The sequence below is a fragment of the Blastopirellula sp. J2-11 genome (assembly GCF_024584705.1).
In the GTDB taxonomy this organism is placed as follows: Bacteria; Planctomycetota; Planctomycetia; order Pirellulales; family Pirellulaceae; genus Blastopirellula.
This window is the reverse complement of the sequence record NZ_CP097384.1, coordinates 989,571-1,004,586: the sequence shown is the minus strand read 5'-3', so window position 1 is coordinate 1,004,586 and position 15,016 is coordinate 989,571. Positions and strand designations below refer to the sequence as shown.

The 15,016-nt window shown below is 56.9% G+C and carries 11 protein-coding genes; 5 read left to right on the top strand and 6 right to left on the bottom strand.

The window, feature by feature from the left end:
• Positions 1-15 precede the first annotated feature (15 nt).
• Complete coding sequence (locus tag M4951_RS04225) at positions 16-2,199, bottom strand: sialate O-acetylesterase (protein WP_262025236.1); 2,184 nt, start codon at positions 2,197-2,199, stop codon at positions 16-18.
• A gap of 125 nt (positions 2,200-2,324) precedes the next feature.
• On the bottom strand, positions 2,325-3,032 hold the full coding sequence (locus M4951_RS04220) for a class I SAM-dependent methyltransferase (RefSeq protein ID WP_262025235.1): 708 nt from the start codon (positions 3,030-3,032) through the stop codon (positions 2,325-2,327).
• A 254-nt stretch (positions 3,033-3,286) separates the two neighbouring features.
• Here M4951_RS04220 and M4951_RS04215 point away from each other — a divergent pair, with 254 nt between their 5' ends.
• From M4951_RS04215 to M4951_RS04205, 3 genes are all read left to right on the top strand, one after another.
• A complete protein-coding gene (locus M4951_RS04215; RefSeq protein WP_262025234.1) occupies positions 3,287-4,309 on the top strand; it encodes a DUF3500 domain-containing protein in 1,023 nt (340 codons plus the stop codon).
• 166 nt (positions 4,310-4,475) lie between these two features.
• Positions 4,476-4,919 (top strand): PilZ domain-containing protein, encoded by a 444-nt coding sequence (locus M4951_RS04210; RefSeq protein ID WP_262025233.1) that lies wholly within the window; start codon positions 4,476-4,478, stop codon positions 4,917-4,919.
• Positions 4,920-5,195: 276 nt separating this feature from the next.
• Entirely contained in the window at positions 5,196-6,554 is a 1,359-nt protein-coding gene (locus M4951_RS04205; RefSeq protein WP_262025232.1) for a DUF1570 domain-containing protein, read from the top strand.
• A 12-nt stretch (positions 6,555-6,566) separates the two neighbouring features.
• On the opposite strand, the gene glnD is transcribed toward M4951_RS04205, so the two are convergent.
• Together glnD and M4951_RS04195 are read right to left on the bottom strand one after the other, a co-directional pair.
• Entirely contained in the window at positions 6,567-9,215 is a 2,649-nt protein-coding gene (gene glnD, locus M4951_RS04200; protein ID WP_262025231.1) for a [protein-PII] uridylyltransferase, read from the bottom strand.
• Between the two features lie 105 nt (positions 9,216-9,320).
• The gene (locus tag M4951_RS04195; protein WP_262025230.1) at positions 9,321-11,000 is read right to left on the bottom strand and encodes an FAD-dependent oxidoreductase; all 1,680 of its coding nucleotides are present in this window, start codon (positions 10,998-11,000) and stop codon (positions 9,321-9,323) included.
• Positions 11,001-11,220: 220 nt separating this feature from the next.
• Here M4951_RS04195 and M4951_RS04190 point away from each other — a divergent pair, with 220 nt between their 5' ends.
• Positions 11,221-11,487: a ribosomal protein L7/L12 gene (locus M4951_RS04190; RefSeq protein WP_262025229.1), complete on the top strand. Its 267-nt coding sequence runs from the start codon at positions 11,221-11,223 to the stop codon at positions 11,485-11,487.
• 58 nt (positions 11,488-11,545) lie between these two features.
• Here the strand turns inward: M4951_RS04190 and M4951_RS04185 are convergent, their stop codons facing one another.
• The gene (locus tag M4951_RS04185; RefSeq protein ID WP_262025228.1) at positions 11,546-12,334 is read right to left on the bottom strand and encodes an enoyl-CoA hydratase/isomerase family protein; all 789 of its coding nucleotides are present in this window, start codon (positions 12,332-12,334) and stop codon (positions 11,546-11,548) included.
• 5 nt (positions 12,335-12,339) lie between these two features.
• Positions 12,340-12,672, bottom strand: a complete 333-nt coding sequence (locus M4951_RS04180; RefSeq protein ID WP_262025227.1) for a hypothetical protein — start codon at positions 12,670-12,672, stop codon at positions 12,340-12,342.
• A gap of 205 nt (positions 12,673-12,877) precedes the next feature.
• On the opposite strand from M4951_RS04180, the gene M4951_RS04175 reads away from it, so the two are divergent.
• Positions 12,878-14,401 carry a sigma-70 family RNA polymerase sigma factor gene (locus tag M4951_RS04175; protein WP_262025226.1) on the top strand — a complete coding sequence of 508 codons (1,524 nt, stop codon included), beginning with the start codon at positions 12,878-12,880 and terminating at the stop codon, positions 14,399-14,401.
• Positions 14,402-15,016 lie beyond the last annotated feature (615 nt).

The following is a 15,016-nucleotide window of genomic DNA, read 5'->3' as shown; positions in this document are numbered from 1 at the left end:
GCCAAACGCTTGCAACTACTTTGTCGGCAAAACCAAGACCCTCAGACGCTTGTGCATGTACTGCGTAGCGTTGCGACTAAAAGTCCAGTCGCGATGTTCACCGGTGCTGTTGCCGATGCCGATGTCGGCGCCGCTGCCGGCGTTCCAATGATTGATCGCGAAGACCGTTTGCTTGGCGGCCGTGTTGTGCACCTGCATGCTGCCGTACCCGTCAACCGGTTCATATTTCGCGTCGCCGATGTCATAGAGAGTGTCGGAAGCACCGGGAACCTTCGCGGCGTTTTGCGTCGCGTAATTGTTAGGCCAGAATTCAATGTTGCCCTCATCCAGATCGGCGCCGGCCGTCACATCAGCGCCGCTGACCCAAATGGTCAGCGACTTTACCGGCTGTTGAAAGGTCGCGCCGCTGGCGAAAGTCGGGACGCCGATTTTGGTCAAATCGTCGGTGAACGCTTCCATCGAGACGAACGCCGCTTGGCGCTCGCCGCTTGAGGTTTGCAATTCCAACAGATAACCAATCCGCTCAAAAGCGATCGACTGGCGGCTGTTGTCAACATCGTACTTCACGCTGCCGGCGAGTTTCGACAGGTCCAAGTCGTAAATCAACTGGTACCCCTTCGCGGCGCCAACTTTCGGCAGCGCGTCAGGCTTCGGAACTTCGCCAGCGCGAAACGCGGAAGTCGGCAGACCGGCGCTGTTGATCAAATTCGGTTCGGCCAGCTTGTGCCAGGCGAATCGCATCGCGACCGGCTGATCGATTTCTTTCGACGTGAGCACCACCGCATCGCCCTCGATCCTGGCGTCGGCCTTCACCCAACCGCTCTCGACGCCGATGATCTCAAAACCGGTCAACGGCTGATCATCACGCGACTGGAGTCCGTCGGCGACGTTGTCAAAAACGACGCGCAGTGCGCCCTTCTCTTGCTTTAACTCTTTGAAGGTCGGGCCATCGGCGACGATCTCTTTGCGGCCGTAGGTATCTCGCAGCGCGAGATTCGCCAAGCGAAGCCCTACTTCTTGCTTCTTCGGCGGGTGAATGTCGTTAAGCGTCGCGACGTCGTTGATGACCACCATACCGGTGTTCGGAACTGCCAGCGCCGCCGATTGGGCTTCCCAAAATTCGGCCAAGACTTCCGGCTTTTCTTCGCCATATTGATACGGCGCGATTTGCACGTAGAGGAACGGGAAGTCGCCCATGTTCCAAAGTTTGCGCCAACCTTCGATCAGCGCTTCCATCTTGTGCGCGTAAAGCATCCCTTCGCCGTGATTCGATTCGCCTTGGTACCAAATAGCGCCGCGGAAGGGTAAACCGATCAGGGGATGAATCATCGCGTTGTAAATCGCCGTCGGATCACCGGCGCCGGTGTGCGGCTGCAAATCATCGGGCGCCGTCGGGCTTAGGGGAACCGGTTGACCGGCCGCCGCTTTGATCTTGGCGTCCGCTAGCCACCTTTCGACGTTGGCCATGTGCCGTTTGGTCAACTCCGTATGTTCTGACGTGCCTGGCGTACGTCGCTGGACGGTTTGCGACAAACTCTGCAGTTCTTCCACGCCAGCAAAACCCACCGGCGCCGTCCAAGGTTCGATCCGCGTGCCGCCCCAGGAAGAGTTGATCAGGCCAATCGGCACGTCCAGCTCTTGGTTCAATGTCCGCGCCATGAAATAACCGCACGCCGTAAAACCGGCGACCGTTTGCGGCGAACAGACCAGCCAGGTTCCCTTCACGTCATCTTGCGGAGCGACCGAGGTGAGATGACTGAACTTGATCTGGCGAATATGGGGATAGTTGGCGGCGGCGATCTCAGCGGCCGCGTTGGTCGACGAACCGACGGTCCATTCCATGTTCGATTGCCCTGAGCAAAGCCAGACTTCGCCCAGTAGAATATCTTTCAACGTCACCGAGTTGTCGCCGGCAGTCACCGTCAATTGCAGCGGACCTCCGCCTGCTTCCATCGCAGGAAGTTCTACCTTCCAGCGCCCTTGTTCATCGGCCTTCGTGGTCGCTTTGTTTTCACCAAGCGTGACGGTCACCGACTGATCAGCATCGGCCCAGCCCCAAACGGGAAGCGGCATCTGACGTTGCAGCACCATGTGGTCGCCAAAGAAGCCAGGCAAGCGAACTTCGGCGGCGGCAGGAGTCGCCGCTGTTGCGGTCAGCACCAACAGCAATAGCGCCGGTACAAATCGGAATCGAGTCATAGAGATGTTCGGGGTGACGGGGGTGAGGGTGGGCAGGAAAAGCGAAAGCACGGCACAAGACCGATAGCTTCTAAGATAATCTCCCGCCAAGTGGGAAGAAACCGAGACTCGGAACCTGCGGCGAATTATCCGCGTAGAACAAAGGCAAATGCCGAGAAATGAGGCTTTTCCATCAACGGAACGTCTAGCTGCAAGCCGGCGGTTTCTGCGGTAGCAATCATCCACTCACGCGTCTCCGGAAAATCCGCAGCCCGAATATGCTCAATCGCGAGATCCAACTGCCGAGACGATAGTTGATCCCACTCGGTTCGCATTCGGGTCGCCAACCGTTCGACGCTTTGAGCGTAGGTCTCTTCCTCAGTGCGGACCACGTCGGACCAGACAAAGCAGCCGGTCGGTTTCAAGACGCGGCTAATCTGCTCGAGCAGCCACTGCTTGCGGTCTTGCGAAAAGTGGTGAATCGAATAGCTTCCCAGGACGATGTCAAACGACGCTTCCATTTGTTGCGGTAGGAACGTCGCAAAATCGCTTTGCGCCAGCGTGCCGTTGATCGGGCTGGTCGCCCAACGCTGTTCAGCGCGAGAGAGCGCCGATTCGGACAAGTCGACTCCCACATACTCGGTCAGCGGCAGTTTCCCCAACGACATCGAGGCCAAGTAACTATCGCCGCACCCGAGATCGAGCGCTCGGCCAGTAACTTTTCGCTGTTGCGCATATTCGACGATCGCGGTCGCCAACGTTTCGTGCTGCATGTAGTCATGCTGAATGACGGCGTCGTACAGTTCCCACTGTTCAAACAGCGCCTTGACCGAGTCGATCGCTTCTTTATCCATAGGGTTGGCTTCGCCTCCTTCGCTGGGACGTTTGTTGGCGGCGGTTTAACGTGGTTCGGCGCCGGAAAGATAAGGTAAGCCCTGTCCGCCTAGCATGATTCTTACCACATCTGGCGGGTGGGGTCAGTAAGAGGTTTTGCTCGATGAGCCGCTAGCGTGCGAATAATCGGTTCCGAAAACTATTTGCTACGTTGCGAGGATAGCATTCTAATAAACGACTCCCCCCTGCCCTGTCTTCTTTTAGGAGTCCCGACATGACCATGGATCGCTTTTCATCCGTCGACCGCCGTCAGTTTTTGAAAACCGCCGGAGCCGGCGCCGCTTTGGCCGCGACAACTCCAGGTCTGCTGTTGGGGGAAGAAACGAAACCGGCGACCGACGCGAAAGCTCCGGAATCCTTGGTCAAGCATTTATATGACACGATGAATGAGAAGCAGAAGAAAGAGCTCTGCCTGCCGTGGGACCATACCGATTCGCGCGGACTGCTGCGAACTCGCGTGCAAAACAACTGGCACATCACCAAGCCGGTTATCAATAGCGACTATTTCACCAGCGATCAAAAACATCTAATCCGCAAGATCTTTGAAGGAATAGTTTCTGAAGAATGGATCGAACGTTTTGATCGTCAACTGAAAGATGACGCCGGCGGTTTTGGCAATGATCAAAACATCGCGATCTTTGGCGCACCCGGCGAAGATAAATATGAGTTGGTCATGACCGGCCGACACATGACGGTTCGCTGCGACGGTGATTCGGCCGAACATGTCGCCTTCGGCGGCCCCATCTTCTATGGGCATGCGGCCAAAGGCTTCAACGAAAAGCCGGAACATCCCAACAACGTCTTTTGGCATCAGGCAGTCGCCGCGAACAACGTCTACAAAATGCTGGATGGCAAACAGCAAGCTCAAGCGTTATTAAAAACGGCCCCATTTGAAGAAGACGTGAAGTTCCAAGGCCCCGAGGGCAAGTTTTTAGGAATCAAAGTCGCCGATCTCTCCAGCGATCAAAAAGAAGGGGTCCAACAGGTTCTGCAAACGCTGATCGCGCCTTATCGCCAGACGGATCGCGACGAAGTGGTCGCCTGCTTGAAAAAGAATGGCGGACTAGACGAATGTCGACTCGCCTTCTTTAAAGAAGGCGATATCGGCGACGACAAGGTCTGGGACATCTGGCGCCTGGAAGGGCCGACCTTCGTTTGGCACTATCGGGGAAGCCCCCATGTGCATTGCTGGGTGAACGTGGCCGACTCGCCGGATGTGGCCACAAATACTGCTTAAACCATGAAACAACTTGGTTCGGCCAATCGTTACAACCAATCCATCCCCCCCTCTTGATGCGAATCACCGCAACCTAAAGAGACGGGGGATTTGGCATCGGGACGTTTCGGGCGTAAGTTCCAGAAGTGGTGTATTCGCCTGTCCCGAATCAAATTATGTCCGTTCTATGACCAAGCCCTCTCAACTTGAATGCTTCGAACTACTCGAGGAGTTTGCCAATGAGGCGGCGCAAACTCTCGACGTAGAAGCTTCATTGGATGAGTTGCTGGGCGAGGACTTTGATGACATCGAGGTGATGCGCGAACGCCGCCGCAGCCCGCGGCATCCGTTCCAGACGACTCAGATGTACGCCGAATATGATGGCGAAAATATGCCGCCGACGGCACGATTTCGTCATGCGACGTTTCACGACATCTCGTCCACCGGCATTTCGTTCGTGTTGCCCAACAAGCCGACGCACGCTCGATTTATCCTGGCGATCGGCATCGCGCCGTTTCGGTTTTTCGAGGCCGAACTAGTGCATGTGCGCGAAATGGAGTATGAAGGACGAATGACCTATCAGCTTGGTTGCCGATTGGTTCGCCGCATTACTCCGCACAAGCCGAGCTAACGCCAAGCGTCGCGTTTTATTGCCTCTTCGTAGCCCGCCAGCGCCAGCGAGCGAAATGCGGACAGACATAAGGTCGAATGCCAAAATCCTAATGTCTAATAAATGACGAAAGATCAAAGTCGTTTCTTCCTTCATTAGACATTCGTGCTTAGACCTTAGACATTTACTTGCGCTCGCATTTTGCTCGCTGGCGCTGGCGGGCTACGAAGATTAAAATCGGTCCGTCTCATGAAACCGTGCGATCGCACCTTTCCAACTCATCCCCTCAGGCTCGGCGTGCTGACCTGCCCCTTCACGTTCATTCTTGCGTTATCCTGCGCAGCGATCGCCGCTGCGAACGAGAGCGATACGTTGACCTTAAGCGACGGGCGAACCCTCCAAGGGATGATCTTGTCGCAGCAAGATGACGGCGTCGAGTTTTTAGAGATCGTCCAACCGGCGGGCAAACCCACGTTCGGCGTCGTGCGTAACTACGCAAAAAGTGAGATTCGCGGGATTGCCAAAGCGGACGAAGCGGTTCGCCCCCGCTTGATCAAACGGGTCGAACGACTCCGTAATCGGACGCAAGTTGAGGCCGAGAATCGTGAAACGATCCAGCTGCGATCCGAGAAACAAGCTGACGTCCATTACCTTGTCGCGTCCGGCGATGGCTACGATCTCTACAGCCGTCTGGATGAGCCGCTGACGCGCCGCATGGCGGTTCGGCTGGAACAAGCGTTTCGCGCGTATCAGCACATGATTCCTCCGCGCAAAGCGATCGATACGCGGTTGCGCATCTTGCTATTTGACGACATGCGCGAATATTCAGACTACACCGCGACGCTGGGCGCCGCCGTGCGAAATCCAGCCATTTTTCTTCCGCAAGATCGGCTGATCCTGGTCAGCGCTGACTTTCGCCGCCTGCAACAGCAAGCGAAAGCGGCCGGCGCAGAGCATCAGCGTCAGCTGGACTGGTGGGAGCAATTGCGCCGCGAACTACCGGCGCGACTAGACGCCTACCGCGAAGAGTTGACGGCGGCCAAAATTCCCGCGGACGAAATTGAACAGGAAGTCGCCGTCCGGCGCGAAACCTTTCGACGACAACGCCAAGAGGCGCTCGTCCGAATCAAAGCGGTCGAGCGGGCCAACCATGAAGCCTTTGAGCTGGCCGTGGATGACACGACGCGCCGACTCTATCACGAAGCGTTTCACGCCTATCTTGAGTGCTTCGTCTTTCCAGTCGCCGACTATGACGTGCCGATCTGGCTGAACGAAGGTCTCGCCCAACTCTTTGAACATGGCCAATTGGAAGGTGACGCGTTTCGCATTGACGCTCCCCCGGCCGAGCTTGTCGCCGAACTCAAAAAGCGTCTCACGTCGACCGATCGTCCGCTGCTGGCGGAATTGCTGGACCGAGACAGCGCCGCCTTCGTGCTGACGACGTCTCCCCATCGCGAACAACTAGACTATGCGTTGGCGTGGGGATTGGCTTGGCGACTCGTGTTCGAAGAGCGTTTGTTTGAAGGAAAACGGCTCGAGCAGATGGTCAGTCCTGGCCAAAGTCGACGCGAACGTTTAGAAGCGTTGTTGGGCGAGCCGCTCGATCAATTTGAGCCCAAGTGGCGCGCGTATGCGGCCAGTTTGTCCGATCGATAGTGGACGAGATCGCTAATCATTCTGGGCGCGAAACTCGTCGACCGCTTCGATCAAGCGACTGCTGATCTCTTGCAATCGCTGCTCGTCCTCGATCTTTTGTCCCGCTTCGTCCGAGACGTAAAATACGTCAACGACTTGATCCAAGTGGGTCGCGATCTTGGCGATTGAAACGCTTAGCCCCAGTTGAAAAATCGCGCGCGAAATCGCGTACAGCAACCCAACGCGGTTGTGGGCGAAGACCTCGACAATCGAGAACTGCTCCGACGTGCCATTATCGATCTTCACTTCGGTCGGCAAGACTTGCACGTGCGCCGCAGTGCGAGACGCTTTGCTCGTCCAGCGCGAACGAAAGTTCGGCGGAGCGTCGTTCTTGTCGAGCACCATCTTCTTGATCTTCGCCGCCAGATCATCCATCCGCTCGACGGCCGGCTCCCCGCTCGATTCTTGATCGATCACGTAGAAGCGATCCAGCACCAGGCCGTCGGCCAGCGTGTTGATCTCGGCCGCCAGGATGCTCATGCGCAAACTGCTGACGGCCCCAGCAATCCGATGAAAGACGCCCGGCACGACCTGTTCGTGCGTGCCGACGGTGATTTCGATAATATCGCGATCCGCCAGATAGGTCGTGCTGACAAACGCGCCCTCCACCGGCAACTTATGCAGTTGCGCCAGCTCATCCGCAATTCGATCGGCAGGCGTCTCGTTCAAATAACTGGGAGGCAACGCGTTGAATTGCCGTTTAAACCAGGCGGGGTCTTCCTGCGTTTGCGCCAATTGCTCAAGCCGCTCGCGTTTGTTTTGCAGGCGTTTGGAAGATTCTCCTTCCAACTCGACCCCCAAGTGCCGCATCGACGCTCGATAGAGTTCGCCCAACACGCGAACCTTCCAGTCATTCAAGACGCCGGGGCCGACCCCGTCGAAGTCGGCGCAGGTCAATACGAAAAGCATCTTCAATAGCTCAGGCGAGCCGACATCGACCGCAAACCGCACGACGAGATCTTTATCTGTGGTATCGCGACGAAAAGCCAGGTGCGACATCACCAAATGCTGCTGCACCAAAAAACGGAGCGACTCGGCGTCACGCGGCGTCAATTGCAGCTTGGCGGCCGTCTCTAGCGCATAACGAGCGCCGACGTCGCTATGATCTTCTTCAAAGCCTTTTCCCAAGTCATGAATCAACAGCGCCAAGTGCAAGATCCGTTTAGAACGGAGCGAACGATACGCTTCGCCGAGCGTATCTTCTCGATCCTGATACTTCGTGGCGCAGCGAACCGTTTCGATGCAATGCACGTCGACCGTATATTTGTGGTACTGGTTGAACTGCAACAGCGCCTTGGCGTGCGGCATTCCGGTGATAATTTTTTCGAGCACGCCTAATTCGTTTAAACGGCTCAGCACTTCGCCCAAACGCGGAGGATGCGACATGATCGAGAGAAATCGCTTTCGCCCTTCATCATCCAGTTCGATCTCGCCGATCGTCTGCATGCGCAGTCGGATCGATTCCCAAGTAGGATGATCGATCCACCGGTCGTACAGATTGGCCAGATCCATGAGACGCAAAATCTCCGACACATGACCGCTCTTCTCGGCCTTCCAACGTTTGGAAGTGCTTATCACTCGGGGGCCGACATAAATATCGCGATCCACGCGATGCGTCATCAGCGGAGCGAGCGTGCGGTAGAGAATGGAACGGGGACGAATCGTTTCGATAAAGTTGCTGACGACGCTACGTACGCCGCTGGAATGGACGAAGTATTGCTGCATGAATTGCTCGACCGGCAACATCCCCTTCGTGCCGCTATAGCCGTAGCGATCGGCCAGACGCAACTGTTCGCCCCGGTCCAACTGATCGTTTGACTTGCCCGCGTGAAAGTGCATCTCGTTGCGAATTTGCAAAAAGAAGTTCCGCGCATTTCGTAAGATCTGTCGATCCCGATCCGAAAGCACGCCTAGCAGACTCAGCGAATCGATCTCGACTTCGCCGCACTTAGCGAATCCAAGCCACCGCACCAATTGAATGCCGCGCAGACCGCCGCGCGAACGCTTCAAGTTCGGCTCGAGCAAGTAGACCGCGTCCCCGTATTGCACTCGCTCGCTATGGCGCGCCTGGAGGATCGCGAAAAACAACCAGCGGAAGCGACGGACGGCCCGGTTACGCAACTGATCGGCGAAGGTCCGAAACAGCGAGACGCTTCCGGTTAGATAACGATTCTCGGCGAGTGACGTAAAGATCGTCGCGTCGGAGAGTCCCAGACTGATCGCCTGGCGAGGAGTTCGCAAACTATGCCCCAGCACCAGGCCGACATCGGACATATCCTGCACCATACGTTTGGCCAGTTCCGCCGCCCGCGCATAGGCGCTCGGATGATGCAAGATCATCAAGTCGACATCGGAATAAGGCGCCACATCGCGGCGACCATAACCGCCGTGTGGTACGAGCGTGATCTTCGACGCCAAACCGTCGGGCCCATCCTCGCCTAGATCCACCAGCGCCGCTTCGAATATATCGAGCACGATTTGGTCGAACAGATCGGTCAAACGCGTGCATACCTGCACGCCAGGCGAACCTTGATCATGTTGCAGGCGAAGCTTCTCGCGGCCCGCGGCCAACGTTTCTTTGGCTTTCAGGACGCTAGGTCGCAAGCGGAGCGCTGAATTCATCGATAATTTCGGCGTTGACGGATCAAGGGAAGGAACGGGCCGATTTCTGCGTATTTGCCGACCAATTCTAGGTTAATCGGCGCCGCCTGGTTAGCAGGTCAAGCCTTACTCGGCAGTTCGTTTGGCCATCGCCCACGCGCGCACCAGCGCGCCGCCGGATAAGTTCCGCACGTCGGAGAACCCGTTTTGCCGTAAGATACGGGCCGCCGCATGGGCGCGAACGCCAACGCCGCACGAGACGACCGTCGGTCGGTCCTGGTCCAGTTCCCCCAATCGTTCGCGTAGATCATCGAGCGGAATCGGAATCGCGTCAGCGGCGCCGGCTAGTGGATTGGTGGTCACTTCTTTTTCCGTTCGAACGTCAATTACCTGCTGCCCGGACAAGTTCGCGTCACTATCCAGGAACAGATCGACGCCGTCGAGATAGTTGCAGGCCGAGAAAGCGGCCATGTGAACCGGATCTTTGGCCGCTCCAAACGGCGGAGCGTACGCGAGATCGACCCCCGCTAGTTGGCGAACCGTTCCTCCGAACTGCATCGCCGTCGCGATGACGTCAATCCGCTTGTCGACTCCTTCGCCCCCCACGCATTGCGCGCCGAGAATCTTACCGCTGTGGGGTGCGAAAACCAGTTTCAACACCAACTGCTTGGCGCCGGGATAATAGCCGGCATGATGGTTGGCCGCGATCGTAACGCTCAGTGCGTCGATTCCGAGCTTACGAGCCATTTTGACGCTCAATCCGGTCGTCGCCGCCGCTTGCTCAAACACGCGAACAATCGCCGTTCCTTGCACGTCCGGCATCTCGGCAGACGCGCCGCTGGCCGCATGTTCGCCTGCCAGGCGGCCGGCTCGATTGGCGGGCCCCGCCAACGGAACGCGCATCGGCTCGCCGGTTGGTCCATACCGATATTCGGCCGCATCGCCGACGGCGTAGATATCGGGATCGGCCGTCTGCAAAAAGCGGTTGGTCACAATGCCGCCCGAGGCGCCGATTTCTAGCCCCGCCTCTTTGGCGAGCTGCACGTTGGGTCGAACGCCGAGTCCCAGGATCACCAGATCACAGGTTGCAACTTCGCCGCTTTGAAGCTTGACGCCTGACGCGTTGCCTCGTTCGTCGGTCAGGATCCCGGCAATGCCGTCTCCCAAATAAAGTGGGATGTCGCGATCGCGCAGCACCTTTTCCAACGGATAAGACATTTCCGGATCCAACGGCGGCAAAACTTGCGGCTGCAATTCGGCCAAGGCGACCTGCAGCTCAAGTCGATGCAGTTGCTCGACCATCTCCAAGCCGATGAAACCTGCGCCCACGACCACTGCTTTTCGCGCTGATGTTTTGACCACATGATCCCGAATTTCGTCCGCATCGGCCAAATTACGGAGGGTAAAGACGCCTGGCGCACTGGCGTTCTCTATCGGCGGAACCAGCGGAGCGGCGCCCGGCGAGAGGATCAACTTGTCGTACTTCAGCGTGTAATCTTCGTTCTTCAGGTGATCGCGGACAGCCAACTGCTTGGCGGAGCGATCGATCTTGGTCGCCTCCTGATTGGCCCGCACATCAATTCGAAAACGCTTGCGAAGCAGTTCGGCGGTCGCGACCAATAGCTTCTGGCGTTCGGCGATTTCACCCCCGATGTAGTAGGGGAGCCCGCAATTGGCGAACGAAACGTGTTCATCCTTTTCCAGCAGGATAATCTCGGCCGCTTCGTTCATCCGTCGAGCACGAGTCGCAGCCGATGCGCCTCCAGCAACTCCACCAACAATGACGATCGTATTTTTTTCGGGCATAGCAAGCGATTCCTCAGCGCGGGACGTGACGAAAGTGATTCTATGCGAACTGACTGCACCGTCTCTAGTCGGGCGCCAGCGCCGCAAAATCGACAAGATGGTTACATCCGCTTCCCCGGCAAGTCGTTAATTTGCCCTCCCCGGAATTGGCATGAGCGTGGGATAGGCTACACTTCCGTATCATTTGCAAACTCGTATGTCGCTTGAGAAAGTCATTTCAGTGGACGTAGAAAACGACGAATCGCCCAGCCAACAGCTCGACGAAATCAAACGCCTGATCAAAGCTCGGCAAAAGATCCAAGCGATCAAATTGCTGCGAGAAGAGACCGGCCGCGGGCTCAAAGATTCGAAAGAGATGGTCGAGCGGATCGAGCAGCAAATGGTCGCCGACGGCGAACTCGACAAAGCCGGTTCGGTCGGCTGCAGCGGCATGATCTTGCTGGCCGCAACGACGATTGGCGCGGGGACCGCTTGGTTGCTGGCCTAGTCTGCGCTGCGTCGTCAGGCCAAAGGCCTGAGCTACAAAGAAGCGTATTGCTCGCCGCTCAAGTCGGCCAGTTTGGTTCTCGTTTCTCGAGAAACGCTTTCATGCCTTCGGCCGCGGCTTCGGTCGTGCGACTTGTGGCGCTGGCCGCCGCGCCGGCGGCGAGAAAGGTTTCGAGCGTTTCCCCGATCGTTTCGTTCAGCATCCGCTTGGTCAGCTGAATCGCTTCGTCGGCCGAAAGCGCGACTTCTTTGGCGATTTCCATCCCCCGGGCCCACAGCTTCTCTTCGGGCAGGATCTCCTGAAAGACGCCGATCGCCTCGGCGCGTGGGGCCGAAATCGTCTCGGCTAACAACAATAAGCGAGCCGCATGCGAGCCTCCCACACGGAACGTGAGGAGCGGCGCACAAAGCCCCGAGATCACGCCGCGACGCGGCTCTGGAAAACCAAACGTCGCCGTCGGCGAAGCGATCACGAAATCCGACGCCAATACCAAACCGGCGCCGCCGGCGACGGCCGGACCGTTGACCGCCGCGATGATCGGCTTGGGAAAGCGGAGCATCAGATCGTACAAGTCGCGCAGACGAACCACATCGTCGCGCCAACGATCAAAGGAGTCTTCTTCGCCGGCAGCCGCATGCATTTCGGCCAGATCTAAGCCCGAGCAAAATGCGCTGCCAGCCCCGGTCAGAACGATCGCGCGCACGCTTTTCTCTCCATGGAGATCGCGAAACGCCTGCTCGAGTTCTTCGATCATGACTCGCGAGAGAGCGTTGCGCTTCTCAGGCCGATTCAAAATGATTGTTCCGAGAGGGACATGTTTCTTCACTAAGACGATCGGTTCGCTCATTTTGATCACGCCAGCCTCGGCAATCTGCGCAGGACAGTTGGAATAGTTTCGAAAGTCTTATGATAGCGAATTTCGCAAAATCGCGGCAAGTCGTATGACTGCAATGATTTACGAAGAAATCTCTCCCCCCAGGGAATATCCCCGCCAAGAGAATGTGTGAAGAATCGAACATGTTGCTTCTTTTCAACATCGATGATTCCGGCAGTTTGGCGGAACTTCTCGCAGGTTGAGAAAGACCTAATTAGCAACGCTTGATAGTTTTCTATCGAGTTTTTCAGGCCTGATTTCCCCCCTCCCCATTCACTCATCTGAGGTTCTTTGTCGTTGTTCGGAATCACGAAGCCATGCCGGATGATGCACTCCGGCAACACGAAAGCCGCCAGGGAGGTGCAGCAAAATATTTTTAAAGCGTGTGAGGGATTGCGTTTAGGTCGATTTGCGACCGTTCACTATGGGTTCGGCACGGACGCTGCTTCTATGTGGATCGTCGCCTGATCGCTGACTCGCGGTCGCCCAGTCAGAACTCTCGAGGAGAACGCACCTATGGCTCACGCTTTTGACAATGATGACTTCGAACAAGACCCCGCCACTCGCTTTCCGGCCGACGCCGCCGAAGAGCAAGATGACATGTTCGAGGATCCCAGCGACGACAGCCAGATTGATGACCCGATCCGCATGTACCTGATGCAGATGGGCGAGATCCCGATGCTTTCGCGTCAAGAAGAGGTCGAAGCCGCTCGTCAGATCGAATTTTGGCGAACTCGTTTCCGTCATGCGTTCATCTCGAACGACTTCATTCTGGAACAATCGGTTCAACTGCTTGAGCAGGTTCGGGACGGCAAATTGCGTCTCGATCGAACCGTCGAAGTCTCGGTCACCAACGCCAAAGAGAAAAAGAACATCATGCGTCGGATCGGCCCGAATCTGGTCACGCTCCGCAAGCTGCTCACCGGCAACGTCGCTGACTTTAAAGTGGTCATCAGCAAGTCGGCCACGCTCGCCCAACGCTGTGCCGCATCGAAAAACATGATCCGTCGCCGCGCCAAAGCGGTCCGTTTGATCGAAGAATTGAATCTTCGCACCAACAAGATCTCGGCCCTGCTGCCGAAGCTGCGTGAAATCTCGGAGCGGATGGATACGTTGCTTGGTCAGATCGACGAAGCGACCAAAGCCGGAGTTTCGCGCACTGGCCAAACGGTGAACGAACTCCGAACCGAGCTTCGCTATCTGATGAAAGTGACGCTCGAAAGCCCCACGATGCTGCGTCGTCGCCTGCTGCGGATCAGCGAATTCCAAGCAGAGTATGACGCCGCCAAGCGTTTGCTGTCGGCTGGCAACCTGCGTTTGGTCGTCTCGATCGCCAAGAAGTACCGTAACCGCGGACTCAGCTTCCTGGACCTGATCCAGGAAGGAAACACCGGTCTGATGCGTGCGGTCGATAAGTTCGAGTACCAACGTGGTTACAAATTTTCGACCTACGCGACGTGGTGGATTCGCCAGGCGATTACCCGTGCGATCGCCGACCAAAGCCGCACGATCCGCGTGCCGGTTCACATGATCGACACGATGGGCAAAGTTCGCGCCGTCACTCGCGATCTGCTGCAAGAGCTCGGTCGTGACCCGACGGCCGAAGAAGTCGCCGAACGGGCCGGTCTGTCGATCGATGACGCTCGCGTCATCCTGAAGATGAATCGCAATCCCCTGTCGCTCGACCAACCGGTCGGCGATCACGACGACAGCTTCTTCGGCGAATTCCTCGAAGATCATCGCGATGAAGACCCGTTGTACGAAACCCACCAACAGGCCCTCAAAGATCGCTTGTGCGAAGTGCTGGAAGCGCTGAATCACCGCGAACGCGAAATCATTCGCCTTCGCTATGGCCTGACCGACGGTTACTCGTACACGCTGGAAGAAGTCGGCAAGATCTTCTCGGTCACTCGCGAACGCGTTCGCCAGATTGAATCGAAAGCGGTTCGCAAACTTCAACAGCCGTACCGCAGCCGCGGATTGGCCAGCTTTTTGGAAGGCGCCGAAGAATTGGTCGCCGACCATGCCGAGACCGCGTAAGGCCTAAACCGCAGGCCAATCATCTTTGGGTGCGTGAGAGGGCGAGTCCGCCAGGCGACAACCATCGGACTTGCCCTCTCCCCTTTTCTTGGCCCAAACTTGCGGCGCACGTTTTGAAACTGCAGCCTAAGGTCGGAACCAAGTCGAAAAACAAGATACTAGCAGCGCCAGCGAGGGAATCCGGTTTCCTACGAGCTGACTCATTTTTGATTTTCCACGATAGAAAATGGAGAGAGTGAGACATGGCGTCCTCCATATCAACATCAGCCGCACGGCGTTAGCCGCGGTTTTTTTGTCGCCAATTTTCCGTCGACAATCAGTTCCCTTCAGAAACCGCGGCTAACGCCGTGCGGCTGATTTTGTGAGAGCAGCCGGAACGAAAGGGGGCGATTGGTTCCGCTTGCTGAAAAGCGATCTAGTGTGACGATTTTTGATCCGACTCCGACCGTGGCGCTTCTCCGTGCTGCAGTTGTGGCCATACTTGGCTTGTCGCGAAACGTATAACTTCAAAATACATGCCGGACGCGGGCCTGCGGCGACAGGTTGCACGCCGACCCTCCAAGGGGCAAAATACCTGTTTGCTGCGACTCGCTCCGCGGCGACCTGATTACGTCG